This window comes from Bradyrhizobium sp. SZCCHNR2028, assembly GCF_032380995.1.
Taxonomy (GTDB): Bacteria; Pseudomonadota; Alphaproteobacteria; order Rhizobiales; family Xanthobacteraceae; genus Bradyrhizobium.
Map to the genome: position 1 here is coordinate 1 of NZ_JAUHJF010000033.1, position 20,929 is coordinate 20,929.

The window sequence follows — 20,929 nt, forward strand, 5'->3', positions numbered from 1 at the left end:
GTCGACGCTGGTTTGATACGCGGGACGTTGGGAACGGTTTGATCCGTCCTGATCCTCGAACGGCGTACGCCATACTCATTCGAAAAGCGGTCGATCGCGGATGCTGACGCCGGCCGTCGGATTCACATCATGCCGGCTTCGCGGTCGGATCCAAAGGAAGGTAGTCGGGTGAAAAGGCCGGTGTTAAGGTTCGCTTGGATCGCCCTCCTAGTGCTCGCCGTCACGGTCTGCGTCTACATCTTCGCTGTGATCGGCGCGGGGCGCCAGCAGGCCGAAGCGGTCGCAACGCAAATCTCCGATCCGCGACGGGACGCAGCCGAGCGCCCGGGGGCCGCACCGATCGCCACGACGCTCGCCCGAGCCGTACGGCATTCGATCACCGAGACACTCGCGGTGACCGGATCCCTCGTGGCCCGAGAGGAGGATGTTGTCGGTGCGGAAGTCGACGGGTTACGTATCGTCGAGATGCTGGCCGACGTCGGCGATCGCGTCGAAGAAGGGCAGGTGCTCGCTCGCCTCGACAGCACGATGCTCCGGACACAGCTCGCGCAAAACACCGCGATGATCGCGATAACCCAAGCGTCGGTCGCGCAGATGAACGCGTCGTTGACGGAGATGCAAGCCAACCAAGCGGAAGCGGCGGAGACGTTGAAACGCACGCAAACCTTGAACGCGACCGGCGCGATATCTCCAGCGCAACTCCTGACGCGTGAGACCCAGGCCAAGGTCGCCGCGGCAAAGTCCGCTGCCGCTGCGGAGAATTTGCGCATGGCCGAAGCCCAGGAAGCGTTTGCGGAGGCGCAGCGTGGCGAGATCGAGCTGAAAATCGCGCGAACCGAACTGAAGGCGCCGTCTGCGGGGATTATCTCGCACCGCGCCGCCCGCCTGGGCGCGGTGGCCGGCACGGGGGGCGAACCTCTATTCCGGCTCGTCCGCAACGGTCAAATCGAATTCGATGCCGAGGTTCCGGAAACGGTGCTTCCACAGATCGAGCCAAGCCAAGACGTCGAGGTTTGGCTGCCCGGCGTCAGCGAGGCCGTCATCGGCCATGTGCGGCTGGTCGATCCCACTGTAGACAAATCGAGCCGTCTCGGCCGCGTCGCGGTCGCGCTCCCGCCGCATACGGCCATGAGGGTCGGTGTTTTTGCCCGCGGCAGCATTACAATCGGCAAGCGACAAGCCATCACTGTGCCGTTGTCCGCCGTGAGCTTCAGCAAGAATGGCACCTATGTTCAGCTTGCGACCAACGATGTCGTCGAAATCCGCAATGTCCAGACCGGCCTCAAACGCGGCACCCGTGTCGAAATTGTCGACGGGCTGATCGAAGGTCAGGAGGTCGTCGTTCGAGCCGCCGCTTTTGTCAGGCCAGGCGAACGGATCTTGCCGGTCCGCAGCGATGCTGGACCAGGGCGGGCAGATTGATATGGCCCTCAACATCTCCGCCTGGTCGATTCGTAAGCCTATTCCGTCATTGGTGTTGTTTGGCGTTCTGATCGTGCTCGGCGCGGTCAGCCTGAAGACCCTGCCGATAACGCAGATGCCCAACATCGACATCCCCATCGTGACCGTCACGATCGCCCAGACCGGCGCTGCGCCGAGTGAGCTGGAAACGCAGGTCACGAAGAACGTAGAGAATGCGGCGACCGGGGTCGTCGGGGTCAAGCACGTCACGTCGAGCATCTCTGACGGGGTCTCCGTGACGACCGTCGAGTTTCAACTGGGGACGCCGGCGGACCGTGCGGTCAACGACGTCCGCAATGCGATGGCTAACATCCGGTCGGAGTTGCCGCAGAGCATCGAGGAACCCTCGATACAGCGGGTGGAGGTCGAAGGGATGGCAATCGTTACCTATGCCGTGTCGATTCCCTCTTGGACGACCGAGCAGGTGTCCTGGTTCGTCGATGACGTCATCACGGGGGCGCTCCAGGGCGTTCGGGGCGTCGCGCAGGTCAAGCGTGCGGGCGGCGCCGATCGTGAAATCCGGGTATCGCTGCTGCCCGACCGGCTGATCGCACTTGGCATCACCGCGGCGGACGTGAACGAGCAACTGCGAGCGACCAATGTCGATCTCACCGGCGGGCGCGGTGAAGTGGGGTCGGGAGAGCAAACCATACGGATGCTCGCGGGGGCCGCGACGATCGACGGACTGACCAATAGCGCGATCGTGCTGCCGGGCGGTCGAAGGGCTGCGTTGAAGGAGATTGCCACGGTCACCGATGGCGCAGCCGAAGCACGCAGCTTTGCTCGCCTCAATGGGAGTCCGGTGGTCGCCTTCGGTGTCTTTCGTGCAAAGGGCTTCTCCGACGTAGCCGTCGCGGAGGCGGTCGCGAAGAAGTTGCAGGCGCTCACCAACGAGCATCCCGACCTGTCCGTGTCCGAGATCGACAGCACGGTGCGCTATACCAAGTCCGATTATAGAGCCACCATGCAGACGTTGGCCGAAGGCGCAATCCTCGCGGTCATCGTCGTATTGATTTTTCTGCGCGACCTTCGAGCGACGGCGATTTCCGTGCTCGCGATACCACTGTCAATACTTCCGACCTTCTGGGCGATGGACCTCATCGGGTTTTCGCTGAACGCCGTTAGTCTGCTTGCGATCACGCTGGTCACCGGCATCCTGGTCGATGATGCGATCGTCGAGATCGAGAACATCGTCCGGCACATCCGGATGGGCAAATCACCCTATCGCGCCGCGCTCCAGGCGGCCGACGAGATCGGGCTCGCGGTCGTCGCGACGACCACGACCATCGTCGCCATGTTCGTGCCGGTCAGCTTCATGGGCGGCATCGCCGGTCAATACTTCAAGCAGTTCGGCCTCACGGTCGCAATTGCAGTGGCGTTTTCTCTGCTGGTCGCAAGGCTGATAACGCCGCTACTGGCGGCATATTTCCTTCGCGACCGTCAGCACCATGCCGAAGGGCACGGAGTGATCATGCGGCACTATCTTCGCATGCTCGAATGGTCGCTTCGCCACCGCTTCGTCACGCTCGCGCTTGCGGCGCTGGTCTTCCTGGGCTCGCTAATGGTCGCAGGATCCTTACCGCTTGGCCTTCTGCCGACCAATGACCTGTCGCGTTCGGTTCTCCAGATCGAGCTGCCACCGGGCTCGACGATCGCGGATACCGCGGCCGCCGCGGACCGCATCACGGCCCTGCTCGCGAAACGGCCAGAAGTCAGGAGCGTCTATGTCACCGGCGGCGCCGCCGGCGCCAACGGGCTGAGCGTCACCGCCGGTGACGTCCGCAAGGCCACCATCATCGTCGAGCTCGTTGCGCGCAGGAACCGGTCGCACGACCAGAAGGCATTCGAGCACGACATGCGCGCGACGCTCAGCGCGATCGCGGACATACGTTACAGCTTCGGCAATGGCGGCGGCGGACGCGAGTTCACGCTGATCCTTTCCGGACCCGATGGCGCCGCAGTTGAGCAGGCGGGGCTCGCGGTGGAGCGGGACGTCCGGCAGAACGTCTCCGTTCTCGCGAATGTCGTCTCGACTGTGGCTCTTGCCCGGCCGGAGATTCGCATCTTGCCAAGGCTGGAGGAGGCTGCCGATCTCGGAATCTCCGGGACGCAGATCGCCGAAGTTGCACGGATTGCGATGATCGGAGATACATCCGCAAATCTGGCGAAGTTCTCGGCCATCGACCGGCAAGTACCGATCCGCGTGCAACTCGACGAGCGGGCGCGGGGCGATCTATCGACCCTCGATATGCTGCGAATCAGGGCCAAGAACGGCACCGTACCGTTGGCCACGGTCGCCGACGTCGGCTTCGGCGAGGGGCCGACGACCATCGAACGCTATGACAGCAGGCGTCGCGTCGCGATCCAGGCCGATCTCGTCGGAAACACCCCGCTCGGCGAGGCGATCGAGCAGGTTATGGCGCTGCCCTCGGCGCGAAACTTGCCAGCCGGTGTGACGATCGCAAGGTTCGGCGATTCAGAGATCATGGAAGAAGTTTTTTCGAGTTTTTCGCTCGCGATCGCTGCAGGCGTACTCATGGTGCTCTCCGTCCTCGTTCTTCTCTTCGCCGACGCGATGCATCCGATCACCATTATCTTCTCCATGCCGCTTTCGATCGGCGGAGCGTTCCTTGCGCTGCTTCTGACCGGCAATGCCATCAACCTCTCGGCCACTATCGGCTTCCTCATGCTGATGGGAATCGTAACGAAGAACGCGATCCTGCTGGTGGACTTCGCAATCACCGAGGTGGCGAGCGGTGTGGAGCGCACGAAGGCGTTGATCGAAGCCGGCCGCAAGCGCGCTCAGCCCGTGATCATGACCACAGCGGCTATGACCGCAGGCATGGTCCCTTCTGCATTGGGAGTCGGCGAAGGCGGCGCATTCCGTTCCCCCATGGCGGTCGCATTGATTGGCGGGCTGCTCGCCTCGACCTTTCTCAGCCTCGTATTCGTGCCGGCCGCCTTTACGATCATGGACGACGTCGGCCGGATTTTAAGCAGAAAGCTTTCGCGCTTTGTCGGGCCGAAGGATGAAATGAAGCTCGACGAGAGTGACCCGGCCTCACCACGCAGATCGTCTGCACGGCATTGATCGGCTTGAACTCGTTGCCGCCGTTGTGCAGATCGCCGGCAATGGCACCGGTGACACACGATGGAAAGTGCCGGGCGTGCTGGACTGGTCGAGCATGAGCCATAATCCCTTCGTGGACGTGACCAAGGATACGACCACGCTCTATGCCAGTGATCGCGACGTGTTCCTGTTTCTGGTCGACGACACCAATCCAATCGAGGCGGGACGGCTGCCGGACGGCTCGCCCGATGTCTATTTCCGGGGCTCTACTGTTGGAACAGTGAGGTCGGGAGCAAGACGCTTGGCATAGCGAGCTTCTATCTGCGCGCCGTCTGCATGAACCGCAATCTCTGGGGCGTGGAGAACTTTGAGCAGATCACCATCCGGCATTCGAAGTTCGCCGCGCAGCGGTTTGCGCATGAAGCTGCACCGGCATTGACGAGTTTTGCCAATTCCTCGCCCGCGCCGTTTGTCGCTGGTATTGCAGCCGCACGGCAGCGGATCGTTGCTCGCACGGATGAGGACCGGGAAAGCTTTCTGCGCAAGAATGGCTTTTCCAAAGCCGAGACATCGAAGGTCATTGAAGCCGTTCTTGGCGAGGAGAACCGCAAGCCGGAGAGCATCTTCGACTTCGTGCAGGGCATCACCGCCGTGGCCCGAAGCAAGGCGCATCAGGACGGAAGACTCGAGCTCGAAAGCAAGGCCAGGCGCCTGATGGAGCGTGCCGCCTGAGCACAAGCCGCGCACGGTCTTCAGCGCCGCCGCTCCCGCAAGCCGAACCCGCGGCGCGGCCGCGTGCACACGGCCGGGGGGCTCGCCGGTCCTTCAGCCTGGCTCGCGAGAGCATAAATCGAACAGTCGATCACAGATACGACTTCCAGGCGGACGAACGATTCGTCCGACGTTTCTGGATCGCGCTGGTTTGCCAATTTCGCGAGATCATGGGCTTAGTGCGCATCCTGCACGGAACGATATCGCCAACGACGTCGGCATGCAGTGGCGAGCTTGGTGCTGACGTCTGGCCGAAAATCGACTGACAACCGACATCTGATTTGCCGTGGGTGGGCAGAAAGTCAGGCGGCGTGCGTCAGTTGCCACGCGTTGGAAGCGGCTTCATCCTTGGCCCCGCGGCGCCGAATGGTCTTGGTCCAATTTATCAGGCTGACGATTCCCAGGATCGATCGGCCGCTGCGAGCCGCGATCGGTCTGCAACGGGACTGCCGAGATAGTCTCATTGCTATACGGGGGTAGGGATATGCTCGCCCGATCGTAATGCAAAGAGCCTCCACGAAATTCGCACTCGGAAGGCAGTTTGTTGGCAGCGCAACTGTAGCCATATCGACTTGCCGACCGCAGGACTTAAGCGATTTGTCCGCTGAGATCTGGCTGATCCACAAGCCCCGGAAGAGGACGAGAAGCCAAGCCAAGGATCAAGGAAGGGAAGGGAGATTTCACACCCTATGCACCCCTGGTGCAGGTCTGAAGCGAGATGATAGTCGCAATTGAACGATATCACCGCCAACCGATGATGGTGCGCTCTCGCCACGGAAATCGATCTGCCTGCTAACTCTTTGCGGCTCGACCGTAAGCCTCTTAGCAATGATCTGACAGAAATCTTTGCCGAAAGATCAGGTGAGAAGAGGGCAGGGTCTGATGGCAAGATAAAAGCGGCTCGCCTGTTGATCAGCAAGCCATTGACATGGCTAGCGTTCAACCGTGCTCGTTCGGTCGAGCTGAGTGCCGCAATCGAGCTTTTTGTCAGCAAAGTGAAAGGCGATTTCGGCACTGATCGTAGTCTAGCGAACTCCGGCGAAAAACTCGGTGGAGCTACGCAACGAGTGCAGGATCTGCGACTCGGAGTGCGGGTTGACCGATCAATCGTGTTGCGCCGTCGTATCTCGGAGCCTTGGCCGATGCGTTCCGCCGCCGCGGCCGGAATGAAATCTTGGTCGTTTCCTTCGGGGGATCACTCGGGTCAGACGGTGCTACTGCTGCCGACCTCGGCCTCCTGTGCGGGCCTATCGATCTCAGCTCCTTATCGCTCCAGCCAAGAGCCAGGGGCATGATACCAGACCCGTTCGGAATCTTGCGGACGATGGGTTCCCGCGGTGGAGTGCCCGGATCGGGACATTCACCGTGTTCGCGCTCTCGAGTGCGCTCTTCAGCCGGCGGCTGGCGTCCTCATCGCGGCCATTTTTGCAGGGGTAGATGCTGACCCCACCGGTGGACGAGGCGTCGAAAGAAGTGCCGCGGCGGACCACGCGCAGCAGGAAGCCGGACCAATCCTCGGCGGTCAGCGGGAGGAGCAGCCGGCCGTTCTCGGCGAGGCCATCGAGCCATCGCGCCGTGGTATGCGTGCAGCCCGCGAACACGATCACGAAGCGCGTGCGACGTCTGCGCAACTGGCCCCGTGGAATCCCCGGGCGGCGACATCGGCGACGGCATGGTCGACGAGCCGTGTCGGCGCGTCCCCGCGTCTGCAGGGCGAGGTCGGCGCGGCTAACGAGCATTCGCTGGGGTGTGCCGGCTGCCGGGGAGGGCGGCGAGGATCCCTTTCGCTTTGCGCAGGGACCAATGCGCTGAGCAGCGGCTCGGAAGAGGTCACCGGGAGCTTGAGCCGGACTACATGTTCGGCAGGATGGGCGTTGACGCCAAGGTCGGTGGTGCCAGCAATCCCAGGCTGGACCGTTACGGCTCTGGTGTTCATTCCATTCGCGGCTGGTTATTTCCTGTCGTACCTGTTCCGGACGATCAATGGCGTGGTCTCCCAGCGCCTCGCCTCCGAGCTTGGACCGATGCCGATGATCGCTCTTGGCGCTCGCCGAGGCGAAGCAAGCCACGCGTCTGGAGGTCGTATCAATAGAGCCGAGCCGGACAAATGCAGCGCTGCGGTTGGAGGCTTCGGCACGTCGCGATGAACTGATGTGCCGGCCGAACCGGCTCCATGGGGGAGCGGCGGAGGTTCATTTCGCACCCGACAGGAAGCTCTTGATGAAATCGACGGCTCCCGCCGATTTTGCCGGATCGGGCGGCGGCGCTTCGGCGGCCGACGGTTGCGCCGCCTGACGCGCGGTGTGCGCGTGAAGATGCCGCGTCCGCCGGTGGGCGTGAGTGGCGCTCCGCCCGTGCCTCTGCGAAGCACTGCTCACGGTGATCGTGATCTTCTTCGATACCAGCGGCGGATCGAAGTTGAAGTGCATGCCGTCGCCCAGGACGAGCTGCAGGGTATGCTTGCCGGGGGGCAGCTCGATCAGAGCCTCGGTCTCGCCCGCGCCGTAGTGCAGGTGCTTTCTGTCCTGCGGAATCGGCTCGCCTGGGCTGATCGGCTCATCGGCGTCGATCAGGAGGTGATGATGGCCGGTATTGGCAAAGGCGTCACCGGCATGGGTCACGCCCATGTTGCGAAGGCCGAAGCGGCACCAGAACGCGCTCTTCACGGTGTCGCCGTCGGTTGGCGTGATGAAATACAGGTAGGCGTCCTTCGGCGCCGTTTTCGCCTGTGCCCATGCGAGAGTCGGCAACAGCACCAGCGTGCAGGCCAACACGGTGGACCCGAGCGTCGCGACTGGGGCGAGACGACGTCGTCGCCAGGGCGTCAGATCCAATAGCGGCGCGCGACGCGTAGATTTCTCACTCCACATAAATCCCCAACTCATAAACAACGACGATCATCGATCGCAAATATCGAACGGTGTAGCCGGTCCATGAATGGGGCGTAGCGCGGCAAATTTGAGGTTTCGATCGGTCTCGTCCTACGATTCCCGATAAGAATTTGAATAAAGAGGCTCGGCAGAACAGGCGTCCTGCGGATCTGCGACGCTGGTGTTCGCTGTGGTGCGAGACATTTGCGGGCGCAGGCCCGGCATCGGTGTCGACGGCACCCTGGCCTGGCTCAGCATACAGCGGCCGCATCAGAGCGAAAGAGCGAGGCGAAAGCCATGGGTCGGATACCTGACGCGCCCATCATAGCGATCGCGGCTCCCGCTGCGGGCATAGCTCGCATCCTTCTTCCATGAACCCGAGCGAATGACATGGACGAAGCTCTGCTCGTCGATCCATGCCGAGCCATCGGACGGCGCGCCCTGATAGCTCTTGTGCCAGCTGTCGGCCACCCATTGGTCGACGCTCCCGCCCATGTCGAACAGGCCAAACGGATTGGCCGCAAAGCTTCCGACCTTCATGAGCTGCGCGGGCGCGCCGGGCTCGTTGCATCCGTTGCAATTGGCCATGCCGGAGCGCATCTGGTCGCCCCACCAGAACGCCGTCGTTGCGCCGCCGCGCGCTGCATATTCCCATTCGGCCTCGGTCGGGAGCCGGAACGGCTTGCCGACGGCCCGCGAGAGCCAAGCCAGATAGCCCCTGGCGTCGTCGTAGCCGACATTTGTCACGGGGTTGTCGTCCGGGCCGCTCATCACGTCGGCGCATGCCCTGTCAGCCACGCACGCCTTCCACTCGCCAATCGTGACGGGGTATTTGCCGAGCGCGAACGGCTTGATCGTGACGCGGTGGACCGGAAGCTCGGAGCTCTCGACGCCGCCCATTGCGAATGCCCCTCCTGGAATCATCACCATGTCAGGCAGGCGAATCGCCGCTGCCTCCGCCGGCCCTGGGGTCGCAGTCGACTCTGCCGCCGGCGCAGTCTCGGGAGCAGTCGCAGCGCTTGCCGACGCGAGCAGGGCGGGCGCCTCGAGCGGCGCGGTTTCCGCGGAACGCGAGAGCGTTGCAGTGTCCGAGGGCGCGTCCGGCATCGGCGCCGGGGCGGGGGCGGTCGCGGCCGACATGGCCTCTGCCGTGACGACGCGCCCCGAACTCTCGACGCTTGCGCGGCTCGACGCGGCCACGGAGGCCTCGGCGGCTTGCGGCTGTGTTGGTGGGGGAGCGGCCGGCTCCCGCGCCAGCATGAACCAGCTAGCGGCGGCAGCGAGCAACAATGCGCCGCTGCCGGCCGCCGCAGCGCGGGTCCAGACCAGCGGCCTGCGCTCCGCCCTCGCCGCGGCCGCACGAAGCGTCGTGGCCAGCTTGTCGTAGCCGTGTGCCTGCCAGATCTCCGCGCGGCTGCGCGCCTCGTTCGGGGCGTATTGAGCGATCGAGACGCCGGGAATGCTGCAGACGACCCGTCCCGCCTGTCCGCCACCGGGAGCGGTGGCCTCGACCTCGGCCGCATCGCATCGTGCGGCGAGCGATTGCTTCAAGGGACCGCACATCATCAACAACAGTCCGCCGTCGCCCCTGCTGCGGCGCTCCTGGATCTCGGGGCAGGCGACCTGCTCGTCGACACGGTGGAAACTGGGCGGGCGCAGCGTGTTCATCGCCACCCGCACGATCCGGCCGCACTGCTCGCAAGGCACCGGATAGGTGACGGCGGTCAGCGGTCGCTCGTCCCGATCGGTGACCGGCGCCTGCGCTGGCGCGACGACGTCGATGCCGATCATCGGACGCCTTTCGTGCGCCGGCCTTGCCGTCTGGTCATTGGCCCCAGGCGGCAAACGCATCCTTGAACGCGCGCTCACCGTCCGCTCCCTTCTCGATCGCCAGCACCGCCCGGCTGCCGCCATTGTAGACGATCGGGATGTCGATCCAGTCCTTGCCCTTGAGCAGCAACACGTTCCGCTTCATGTCGACATCACCCGCCGACAGCGCGATCATGAAGAACTCTGGCGTCACTTTGGCGGTCATGGTGGTCAACGGGGTCCCGCGGCCCGCTTCCTTGGGCTTCATGCTGACGCCCTTCAAAGTCTCTACCCCGACGTGAGACGGATCGTCCGGCCAGTTGAACTTGATCTCCATGATGTGGCTCGCCGGCATTTCGGTTTCCTTGTTTGGACGCAGCGACAACGTCGCCTTCATCCTCTTGTCGATCTCGACATCGCCTTTGATCGATGCCGGCACCGCTCCTGCCTCAGGCTCGACATGCCAGGTTACCTTCCCGAGATAGCGCTTGCCGTTCGGATCCTGCGGATCCTCCTGATACAGCACGGCGTGGGATACCATCGTCGCGGTCGCGTTCCCCGTGGTGATCGCATCGCCGCCTGCACCGCCCCTGACGTCGGGCGTGATCCGATCCGCGGTGACCTTGCGGGGCTCGGTGCCGGCCGGTAGCGCGGCGGCCGGCGAGGCCGCATTCCAGGAGACCGGGAGTCGGTTCAAGACCGTCTGCCAGGACGTCGTGATCCGGCTCGCCGCCGGCTGCCAGTAGATCGATGCGCCAACCACCGCGACCGCCAAGCCGGCGGCAGCGGCCATCATGTGCCGGCGGAGCGAGCGGTGTGGACGCCTCGCTCCATGATCAGGCCGCGGACGCCGACCCGGCGACAGCGCGCGATGATCGATACGGACAGCGGCAGGCTCCGACTCGGCTTGACCGGGTGTCATCGTCTCGGACGTTTCCACCTCGTGGGCGAGCACGGCCACTCGTGCGACGGCGACATCGTCCGCCGGCGACCTTGCAGCCTGCGCAAAACGATCGGCCACGGGCGGCTCATTCTCCGCGATTTCGACCGGCGCTGCGGGCGCGACGGACGCTGGCGGCGCAGAGGCGAGCGTATCAGACGACGAGGCGGCAGGCGTTTCGTCGGTCGCGACCTCACGCGCCCCGCGCCGCGATGGGCGTGCATCGATGCCGGCGCCTGTCCTGTTGCTCAGCCAATCCGGCACCGGACTCTCGATCGAGATGGCCGGCTCGTCGCGTTGCTCCGACAGCCGGGCCATCGACAGGCTTTCGGCCACCGTGGCGATCTCGTCTTCCAGCGAATAGGCGCGGCGCGTCAGGGATTGCGCAGATGCAGGGTGATCCGCCGCCGTGCCAGCAGCGGGTCCCGTGGCAGCCGGATGCATACCGGTTGCCGGCTGTGCCGATGGCTGCGGTGAGCCGACGGCTGCAAGCGCGACCGGATCGACCCGGCGAGCGTGCTCCCGAAGTCTGATCATCCGGTCGGGAAACAGCATCTTGACGAAATCGCAGAGCGCTGCGCCCGGCAGCAGGAACTGGCGCATGGCAGCCGGACCGCTGCGCAGGATGCTGCGTGCGATGGTTTCGATGTCGTGCTCACCTTGCGCGACGCGCTCGCCGGTCTGCCGATCGTCCTCGATGACGACGACCTTGCGGGCCCGGAGCATCGCAGTGAGTTCGCGCAGATCGGATTGCGAGGCATCGTCGATGACGACGAGATCAAATGCGCCGAGCCGGGCCGGTAGCTGCTCGGCCACGCGCCATGCCGGCACGAGCTGGCATGGGATGCCTTCGTAGCAGCTCTCGAGTGCCTCGCGTGTAACCTGACGCAACCGGCATGCGGTGGGGCCGGAACAGGTCGCTGCCATTTTTCGCAGCGTGGTCATGAACACGGTGAGGGCCTGCCTCATGGCGCTGCCGGTGTTCTGTACCAGGCCGAGATGCATCCGTGCCACGACCACCTGGCCGAACAGCTCGCGCAGTCGCATCTCCATCGCCGCGCGCTGGTCGGACAGATCTCGCAAGCGCTGATGCTGACCGATGCCTTCGTTCTGCCGCATCAGCACCGCCCAGTTCCAGGCCATCATCCAATCTGCAACGAGCACCGGATCGCCGGTCTGCGGATGTGCCGGCTCGGTCCTGAGCCGACGGGCGAAGGCATCTGCTCCGGCCTCGGTCATCGCTCGGCAGACCTCGTCGAGCAGCTCGAGATCCTGGCGCCGGTCGTGCAGCGACTTCAGCCGGGTGCGAAGGGTGGTCCAACGCGTCTCGATGTCGCGCGGCTCGACACCATCGCAGCCGATCTGCGACAGCACGTCGGCATGAGCCAGCGTTGTGAGCTTACCGCTGCCGCGAAACAGCCCGTTCAGCCGGGTGAGCTCCAGCCGCTGCTTGGTGATGCGGAGAGCCATGCTCCTCACCGCAGCTGCCAGCGCAGAAAGTCGTCGGCCGTCGCCGAGCAATCCGGCGATCGCGTCGTCCGACATCGACAGCTTCGGTGCGGCGGTGAGAACATTGCGCTTCGCCAGCGCCGCCAGCACGATCGCGGCCTCGACGCTTTTGACGACGCGCTCGTGACCGTGGAACGTGTGAGAGGAGTCCGGCTCGGGCGCAGGCGCACCGATTTCGGCCGCCAGCGATCGCCATCTGGCGTCGAGCGAATGCAGGTGACGACGCCAGGTCAGATAGTCGCGAACATGGCCCCAGTCGGCCGCGCCTTTCGGCGGGAAGCCCGCCACCCTGATCGCCTCCACGGTCTGCTTCAACGCACGGCCGGACAGGGAGAATGTCGCGAACGGCCTTGCTCCGGCCGACAGCCGTTCGACAATCGTGAGCAGTTCCTGGCTGGCGAAGGCGTCCGCCGGCGTTTCCACCGGCCGAACCAGGAAGCCGGCACGTTGCGACAGCAGGGACGACGCATCGCGGGCAAAATCGACGAGGATGCCACCGTCAACCGACATTGCATCGGCCTTGCGGCCGACCGGCGACAGCGCTGCGAGCCAGGGCTCGTCGGCAATGACCCGGTGGGCCGCCGCGAGCGCGTCGAGGTCGCCGGCGAGCAAGTCCGCTCCGTCCGGCCCGAGCTCCGCGATGATCTGGCAGGCAAGCCGGCCGTCACGGCTTTCGCCGTCGATCCGCGCCGGCTGCAGGTCCTGGTGCAGACGTCTCACTGTCGCGGCGTCCGGCAGGGCCGCGATTTCCGGGAGCGCGTCGTCGACATATGCGAGATCGGCACCCAGCCGAACACGCGCCTCACGGGCCTGCTCGACCGCCGCAACCAGAAGGTCGTTCTCTCTCACGAATCGTGACGGCTGGTCGGTGAACCAGGCATAGGCGTCGCGGTCGGCGATCAGCGTCGTCAACGCGTCGAACGGCAGGTCGGGGACACCGGATGACCGCAGCATGCTGCGGCTGGCGATGTCTGCGAACGCATCATCGAGACGTGATATCTCGACGCTGGTCGCGATGATGTCGCGCTCCAGCCGATTGACCTGTTCCGCCCGCGCGCGCGGGTTCGTGGTCTTGAGGATCGACAGCAGCCGGCTGACGACTGTCTCTGCATGCTTCAAGACGTCCTTGTCGGAGCCGGTCAGATCGACGGTCAGATCACGGACGGCGCGCGGCAGCTTCTCGGACAACAGTCCGAGCGCAGCCTCGTTGCGCGAGACGACGAGAACGCGCAGGCCCATTGCGAGGTGATGGCAAACCAGGTTGACGAGGGTGGACGTGCGCTCGGACCCGCGCGCGCCTTGCACGACAAGTCCGTCCGATCGCCGGAGCTGTCGCACGATCTCCATCTGGTCGGAGTTCGTCGGCAGCGGAAAGAACAGGTCGCCGTGATCCGCCGCGATCTGCGCATCCGGCCCGACGTCGATCGGGTCACCGATCACGCCGGATAGACGACGGCGCGCGCCGTCATGGGCTTCGTGGTCCGGCGCGCCAAGCAGGAGGCGAGACAGTGCGGCCAGGCAGCAAGCGTCGCCGGGCGCGTATTCGATCGCTCGCTTCAGTCGGTCGATGTCGCGCAACAGCAGTGCGTCCGAGCGCGGCCGCGCAAAGATCACCCAGCGATCGGAGACGACCAGTTGCTCGTCCTCCTCGGGAAGCAGCAACGCGGAGTCGGGCATGGTGGGACAGTAGATCCCATGCGGGTCGAGCTGTGAGCCGATGGCGCTGAGAACCGGCTCGAAGCTGGCGGGCTGGAATGGCGAAAGCTCGTTGCCGCGCTCGATCGTCTCGAGCAACTGCTCGGCCGTTTGCCCCGCCAAGCCGGCCGCTGATGTCAGCGGTTCGAACGCCTTGAGATTGGCCGTCGCGCCGACCATGCGGGGCCGGATTCTGATTTCGGTGTCGGAGCCATCGAGGACCTCGATCTCGACCAGGCGTTCGAGCAGCGGCAGATCCAGCTCGCGGCCTTGTCGCCGCCAGCGTGACACGCCAACGCCCCACACGATTTCGCAGCTGCCATCGTTGCCTCCGGCTCCCGCCACGCGAGCCATCTCGCGCAATCGCTGGTGAACCGCGATGGTCTTGCGGCGTGGCCGCTCGGCCGCGGCCCAATTGGCCCACGAGCCGGCGAGATAGCGGTCCAGACGCTCGACGATGTCCGGGCGCTGCTCAAGATGCAATCGCACGCTCCAGAGCCCGGCGGCCACCCCCGGGCCGTTCGCCGGCGAGCAGTGCTCGGCGCGTGCGTGACCGGCCGCGATCAGCAGGTCTTTTTCCGCCGCGTGCACCGTGATCGTCACGCGCTGCCGAACCAGAGGGCGACGGTCCGGATCGCCGGACACGTCGATCCACATCGCCAGGTCGTACTCGACGGCGGGAGGATCGGTGGCGACCAGGCGTTCGATGGAGAGCCACACGGGGCCATCAGCATCGAACGTGTTGTAGGTAATGCCGGGCAGCTTCTCCAGCTCATGCTGATGAAACACGAAGCATTGTCCGCCCGCAAGCCGATGGTCAGACAGGCGCGCGACCGCACGTGCATCGCGCAGGATCATCTCGGTGAGATATCCAAGAACATTCTGCAACGGTCCGGCCGCCGGCTCCAACCGATGGACAGCGTTCATAGTGCCTCTCCGATGATAGCGGCGACCAAGCGAAGCAATCGGTTCACCCTCAACTCCCGTCCTGACGTTCGTCCCGCTTTGCAGAAAATTCCGTCACGCGCGTCGAAGAAGATGGACGTATCTGACTATTCACGATCCGATGTGGCCAGGCGACGTCTTTCGTCGACGGCATTCGAGGGAATACTGAAGCCAACGTCATATAGACCGCACTAACTGGCGAATAGTAGCGTCACGCAATGCGGCGTAATGATGGGAGCTAGTCCGGGCGTGTCGTCGGTCCTGAAAATTGCGCCAACTGATTTGTTATCATTTCGAGAACCGCCGCTGTCGGTTCGCGTAACCGGTTTAGAATCCCTTTAAAGAAGCCGAGCGTCTTTCCGGTTTGACCGCCTTGATCGGAAACGGCTGGTATTCGCGTGCGTAGATGCGGCATCTCCATGAGAGAAGCATGCGGCGTCTTGCCGCAATCTCAGTCGCGATCACTTGCGGTTTTTCGTCGGATTCCATCGCTTCGTCCGAGCTGCGCCATCGCGCCAACGCAATTTCTTTCGGAGTAGGGCCGTCGCTGACGAAGTGTGACATCGCTTATTACTTCGCGATGCAAAGGCATGAATGCAGCTCTACGCTGCGCTACTCGGCGCTTCGCACGCCGGACATGAACCCAGCAGCAATTATCAATGACTGAAAACACTTAGCCAGATCTCGGCAGGGTCCGAGCGATTGGTAGGCCCAGCCGCGCCTCTGCCGCGCAACGAGCGCCGCCCAAGTGCTGACACGCGAGCATCCCCGACGAGCCCAAGTATCGACATCGCGGGCTTCTAGCGCGAATGGCTCGCAGTCGCGCACGAATTCTGTGCTCACGGCGGCGCGGGCGAAGGGGATGCACGTCCGCGTATCATCATGGGGAGGTTTGACTGATGGTCTTGATTAGCTGCAGCGGAAGGCGCGCAGATTGCTCCGCGTCTTCACACGACGGCGCTTTGAGTATTGGCAAAGGCGGCGGCCCGCTTCGCGGCCGCGACCGACTCCTGCCATCTCTGCTTGCCGCGGTATCGACATTGGCGTTGAGCGCGGCAGCAGCCCAGGCGGCCGAAGCCGGTTCGGCGCGGTCCACGGACGGGGCAGCCGTCAAAGCGCTGATGGCGAAGCTCGAGTCCATGGAGCAGCGCATCAACAGCCTTCAAGTCGAGCTCAAGGACGCCAAGGCAAAGAAGACGACCAGCGTCGGGCAGTCCGCATCACTTGCATCCCGCCGCCCGTCCGATCCGATGCCTCTGATCGGCGCCAAGGACGCGCGTGCCGGCGGCGCGAAGGCATCCGACAACGCACAGGCTGCATCCAGGCTGCCGGTCGGCAATGCCATGGCGCTCGCCGACCCGAAGGACGTCAAGGCCAGTGGAACGAAGGCGGCTGATGCCGCACCATCGTCGTCCCCGGCATCACGGCTCGCGGCAGCGTTCGCCGATTCGGATTCCAAGCCGCGATCTCTCCCGGCAGCCGATCTGAAAGCGCCTGCGCCGCAGCCCAGCAGAGACCTGTTCGGTGCCGCGCCGTCGCCGGTCCCCGGCATGAAGATCGGCATGTACGGCGAGATCAAGTTCGGCTCGGTGCAAAATCCCGCAGCTAACGGTCAGTGGCAGAACGGCTTCGACATGGCCCGCCTGGTCTTGCTGCCGACCTATCAGGTCAATGACTCCATCACCTTCAACGCGGAGCTGGAATGGGAGCATGGCGGCATCGCGTTCGACAATGACGACAAGCTTCACGGTGCGGTCGAGGTCGAGCAGGCCTTCTTCGACATCAAGTTCAACGACCACTTCACCCTGCGCTCTCCGGGTATCGACCTGATCCCGATCTCCTTCACCAACCTGTATCACGAGCCGACGCTATTCTACAGCGTGCATCGGCCGGAGCTCGCCAACGGCCTGATCCCGACGACGTGGTATGCGCCATCGGCAGGATTTCATGGCAAGATCATCGATGGCTTGAACTACCAGTTCCAGGTCAGCCAGAGCGCGGAGGACTTCGGCGACGGATTCGATCATCGCGGCGACAATGGCCACATCAATCCGGGCGGCTATGAAGGCGGCATCAGCGGCTCGGAAGCGCTCGCGCTGTCGCGAGCGCCGATCGGCGACTATCGGCAGCTGAGCAACGAGCTCGCCTATACGCTCCGGCTGAGCTACACGCCATCGTTCCTCCCCGGCTTTGCCGGAAGCTCGGCGATCTATTATTCGCCGAATGTCACGCCGCGGGGCGCCTATGCGACGCTGCCGGACGGCAGCGAGGTGCCGCTCGGCAAGAACGCGATGACGATCTTCAATACCGAGGCTCGCTATCGCGTTCCGAACACCGGGCTGGAGCTGCGGGCTGAATATGCCCACGTAAACTTCTCCAATCCGGAGAACCTCCGCGCCAACAATGATCTCGTCGACGACAACAACGTCGGCAAGAACATGTGGGGCTATTCCGGCGAGATCGCCTACCACTTCAGGGCGCCGAACGACTACGACATCGTGCCGTTTTACCGCTATACCCGACAGAATTTCCAGACGTCGGGCATGCTCGGCTCCGATCTCACCAACGGCCTGAACAACATCACGGGCAGCGGTGACATGACGTTCCACGATGTCGGCATTGCCGTGTTTCCCAATCCGAGCCTTGTCTACAAGCTGAACTACACCAAGGTGATCGATCACAGCGCGGCGGGGGCGATGTCCGATCGGGTTCTCGCGGGCGTCGGCTGGCTCTGGTAGCCGACCGGCGCGAGCAGGGGCCGCGGCCTGACGGCAGCGGCGTCTCCTCGCAAGACACAGGTTGGAGGACCCGGGCGGAAAGCAGTCGCTCTCCGCCCGGGCGTGCCTCGAAACGAAGAACGGACTCGGCAGATCGGGTGGGCGGGCGAGTGGTTGAGATTGCTGATTTGAGCGCAGGTTGGCTGCGATGCCGCACGCTCGCAACGCTGGTCATGACGTCGATCGCGTTGGCGGGCTGCAACCCGGCGACGCTCGGCAGCGATAGCCGCGGTGATGACGTGCTTGACAAGGTGGGCCGGATCGACCTTTCGCCGCGCTATCCCAGGCAGGCGATGCCGGAGCAGTCGCCGGCGGCGCGGCGCGCCCGTGCCGAAATCTATGGTGGCAACGACGATGCACGAGATGCCAGGGATGCGCGAGCGGAAGCGCCGGCCGCGGGCTCGCTTCCGATCCAGCAGGTGGCGGCGCATTCGCAGCCGGTTGGCAACGGGTTCGAGCTGAACTTCGAGAATACGCCGATCGCGACGGTGGCCAAGGTCGTGCTCGGCGACGTCCTCGGCGTCGGCTACACCATCGATCCAAGGATCCAGGGAACGGTCAGCCTGTCCTCGGTGCGCCCGGTCCCGAAATCGGACGTTGCCTACGTGCTCGAGAACGCGCTCCGGCTCTCGGGGACGGCGCTGGTTCGCGACAACTCCGGATACCGGCTGATTCCGCTCGGCGACGCGGTCGGCGCCGGCAACGTCGATCCGGCCGGAGGCTCGGCAGAGCCTGGCTACGGCATCTCCGTGCTGCCGCTGCAATATGTCTCCGCCCCGACATTGCTGAAGCTGCTCGACAGCTTTGCGCTCAAGCCGGGCACGGTGCGCGCCGATCCGGGTCGCAATCTGCTGCTGATCCAGGGCACCGGAGCCGAGCGTCGCACCGCGATCGATGCCGCGCTGAGCTTCGATGCGGACTGGATGCGCGGACAGTCGGTCGGGATCTTTCCGATCGTCAATGGCAATCCCGAGCCGATCGTCGCCGAGCTCGAGAAGATCATGGACACCGGCGACAGCGGGCTCGGCCAGAACATGGTCAAGTTCCAGACTGTCAGCCGGATGAACGCCGTCATGGTCATCAGCCGCAAGCCGGCGCTGCTGCACACGGCGGAGACCTGGATCAAGCGGCTGGATGCCGGCAACACGCTGCGCAACAGCGTCCATGTCTACCGTGTCAAGTATGGCGAGGCGCGCCAGATGGCGCGGGTGCTGAACGACATGTTCACCGGAAACGCGGGCAGCGCGGCCGAGGGATCGTCGACTGATCTCGCTCCCGGGTCGGGAGCATCGTCGAGCTCGAGCAGCGAGCGGCTCTCGGCCGCCGGGACGACGGCACAGTCGGGCGGCTTCGCGAGCCAGCAGCAGGGCAACACCGGCCTTGTCGCCAACCGCGGCTTCGGCGGGACGCCGCCACCGACCCAGGCTGGCCTCGACGCGGGATCGGAATCGCGCGCAACGGGCGCGGGCGGCAAGCCGCTCATGGAGGGCGTGCGGATCACGCCCGACGTCGTCAACAACACGCTTCTCATCTACGCGGACAGGGAGAACTACCGGCTGATCGAAGCTACCCTGCGTCAGTGCGATCGTCCGCAGCTGCAGGTCGCAATCGACGCGACGATCGCCGAAGTCACGCTCAACGATTCGCTGAACTACGGCGTGCAGGCCTATCTCACCAGCAAGAATCTCGGCCTGAAGCCCGACCAGGGGTCAGCGCTCAACACCACTTCGACATCGGCGCCGGCAACGGTTGCCTCGGCCGCGGGAACGATCACCAACGCCTTTCTCAGCCGCGCCTTTCCCGGGTTCAATTTCCTGGTCGGGTCGGAATCCCAGCCGAGCGCGATCCTGAGCGCGTTGCATACGGTCACCGACGTCAAGGTGCTGTCCAACCCATCGCTGGTGGTGATCGACAACCAGGCGGCGACTTTGCAGGTCGGCGATCAGGTGCCGGTGTCGACCGGCAGCGCGACGGTGCTCACGACCAACAACACGGTCGTCAACACGATCGATTACCGCAACACCGGAATCATCCTGCGGGTCGCTCCGCGGGTCAACGAGAACGGCAACGTCCGGCTGGAGATCGAGCAGGAGATCAGCAACGTCTCGCCGCAGACCGCCAACAGCCTCACGCCGACGGTAGCGCAGCGCAAGGTGAAGAGTTCGGTCGCAGTCGCCAGCGGCCAGACCGTGCTGCTGGCCGGTCTCATCAGCGAGACCCATCAGGGCAGCCGCAGTGGCATTCCGGGGATCGACCAGATCCCGGGTCTCGGCGACCTCTTCAGCAACAACGACCGCAGCCGCGGGCGGACCGAGCTGATCATCTTCATTCGCCCCCAGATCATCCGCGACGGCACTGACGCGCACTACGTCGCCGAGGAGCTGCGCTCCAAGCTGCGCGGCACGATAAGGCCGGTGTCGACGAGTGCGCTCCAGGCGCCGCGGAGCAATCGATGACGAGGCAAGCGACGGCCGCCTTCGCCATTCTGGCGCTTGCCTTGAGCACCGCTCCGTCCGGCGCGCGGCCGAAGGGAGACGGATGGGCCGCGCTCGCGCATGGCGACTATGTCAGGGCGGCGGCGTTGCTGGCGCCGATGGCGCAGAGTGGACATCCGCGCGCCATGACCGCGCTCGGCTACATGTATGAAAACGGGTTCGGCGTCCCGCAGTCCTACGAGGCGGCGGTCGAGCTCTATATCGGAGCCGCCGAGCGCGGCGATCCGACGGCGCAGCACCTCTTGGGCCTGAGCTACGACAAGGGGCATGGCGTGTGGCGGGACCATGTGCTGGCCTACAAATGGCTGAGCCTGGCAGCGGCTGCCGCGCCCGTTCCCCTGCGCGAACCTTATCTGCGAATTCGCGATGCGGTCGCACTCAAGATGTCACCTGATCAGATCGTCGACGGTCAGCGCCTCGCGCTCGAATGGCGGCAGACACAGACGACCAGGGTTGGTGCGGCCGCATCGGATTCAGGTTTGTAGTTCTTCTAATCAGGTCATCGCAGAAGTGTCATCTTTGACATCGACAACGAACCGTTCAACGATCCGGCCCTCGGCAATGAGGTGATCGACAACGATCCATCA

Annotated in this window: 9 protein-coding genes and 1 pseudogene; 7 read left to right on the forward strand and 3 right to left on the reverse strand. The window is 64.3% G+C overall.

Features of this window, described 5'->3' with window-relative positions:
• Positions 1–210 precede the first annotated feature (210 nt).
• The 3 genes and pseudogenes from QX121_RS30150 to QX121_RS30160 form a co-directional block, all read left to right on the forward strand.
• Positions 211–1,422: an efflux RND transporter periplasmic adaptor subunit gene (locus QX121_RS30150; RefSeq protein ID WP_315813755.1), complete on the forward strand. Its 1,212-nt coding sequence runs from the start codon at positions 211–213 to the stop codon at positions 1,420–1,422.
• Position 1,423: 1 nt separating this feature from the next.
• A complete protein-coding gene (locus tag QX121_RS30155; RefSeq protein WP_315813783.1) occupies positions 1,424–4,552 on the forward strand; it encodes an efflux RND transporter permease subunit in 3,129 nt (1,042 codons plus the stop codon).
• 7 nt (positions 4,553–4,559) lie between these two features.
• Positions 4,560–5,263: pseudogene (locus tag QX121_RS30160) on the forward strand (DUF932 domain-containing protein); the annotation flags it as partial.
• A gap of 2,231 nt (positions 5,264–7,494) precedes the next feature.
• On the opposite strand, the gene QX121_RS30170 reads toward QX121_RS30160, so the two are convergent.
• The 3 genes from QX121_RS30170 to QX121_RS30180 all read right to left on the reverse strand — a co-directional run bounded on the left by QX121_RS30170 (position 7,495) and on the right by QX121_RS30180 (position 15,052).
• Complete coding sequence (locus tag QX121_RS30170; RefSeq protein ID WP_315813784.1) at positions 7,495–8,058, reverse strand: DUF4399 domain-containing protein; 564 nt, start codon at positions 8,056–8,058, stop codon at positions 7,495–7,497.
• A 384-nt stretch (positions 8,059–8,442) separates the two neighbouring features.
• Positions 8,443–9,963: a formylglycine-generating enzyme family protein gene (locus tag QX121_RS30175; protein WP_315813756.1), complete on the reverse strand. Its 1,521-nt coding sequence runs from the start codon at positions 9,961–9,963 to the stop codon at positions 8,443–8,445.
• A 34-nt stretch (positions 9,964–9,997) separates the two neighbouring features.
• A complete protein-coding gene (locus tag QX121_RS30180; protein WP_315813757.1) occupies positions 9,998–15,052 on the reverse strand; it encodes a helicase in 5,055 nt (1,684 codons plus the stop codon).
• A 448-nt stretch (positions 15,053–15,500) separates the two neighbouring features.
• Here QX121_RS30180 and QX121_RS30185 point away from each other — a divergent pair, with 448 nt between their 5' ends.
• The 4 genes from QX121_RS30185 (at position 15,501) to QX121_RS30200 (ending at position 20,827) form a co-directional block, all read left to right on the forward strand.
• Positions 15,501–15,737, forward strand: a complete 237-nt coding sequence (locus tag QX121_RS30185) for a hypothetical protein (protein ID WP_315775874.1) — start codon at positions 15,501–15,503, stop codon at positions 15,735–15,737.
• A 454-nt stretch (positions 15,738–16,191) separates the two neighbouring features.
• A complete protein-coding gene (locus QX121_RS30190) occupies positions 16,192–17,808 on the forward strand; it encodes a porin (protein ID WP_315813758.1) in 1,617 nt (538 codons plus the stop codon).
• 137 nt (positions 17,809–17,945) lie between these two features.
• A complete protein-coding gene (gene gspD, locus QX121_RS30195; protein WP_315813759.1) occupies positions 17,946–20,303 on the forward strand; it encodes a type II secretion system secretin GspD in 2,358 nt (785 codons plus the stop codon).
• The gene (locus QX121_RS30200; RefSeq protein WP_315813760.1) at positions 20,300–20,827 is read left to right on the forward strand and encodes a tetratricopeptide repeat protein; all 528 of its coding nucleotides are present in this window, start codon (positions 20,300–20,302) and stop codon (positions 20,825–20,827) included. Before gspD ends, QX121_RS30200 begins: the two co-directional genes overlap by 4 nt.
• Positions 20,828–20,929: the final 102 nt, after the last annotated feature.

Excerpts from the sequence above, each read along its gene's own strand:
- QX121_RS30155 (WP_315813783.1), top strand. The coding sequence starts at position 1,424 with ATGGCCCTCAACATCTCCGCCTGGTCGATTCGTAAGCCTATTCCGTCA.
- QX121_RS30175 (WP_315813756.1), bottom strand. The coding sequence starts at position 9,963 with ATGATCGGCATCGACGTCGTCGCGCCAGCGCAGGCGCCGGTCACCGAT.
- QX121_RS30180 (WP_315813757.1), bottom strand. The coding sequence starts at position 15,052 with ATGAACGCTGTCCATCGGTTGGAGCCGGCGGCCGGACCGTTGCAGAAT.
- QX121_RS30185 (WP_315775874.1), top strand. The coding sequence starts at position 15,501 with ATGCGGCGTCTTGCCGCAATCTCAGTCGCGATCACTTGCGGTTTTTCG.
- QX121_RS30190 (WP_315813758.1), top strand. The coding sequence starts at position 16,192 with ATGGCGAAGCTCGAGTCCATGGAGCAGCGCATCAACAGCCTTCAAGTC.
- QX121_RS30200 (WP_315813760.1), top strand. The coding sequence starts at position 20,300 with ATGACGAGGCAAGCGACGGCCGCCTTCGCCATTCTGGCGCTTGCCTTG.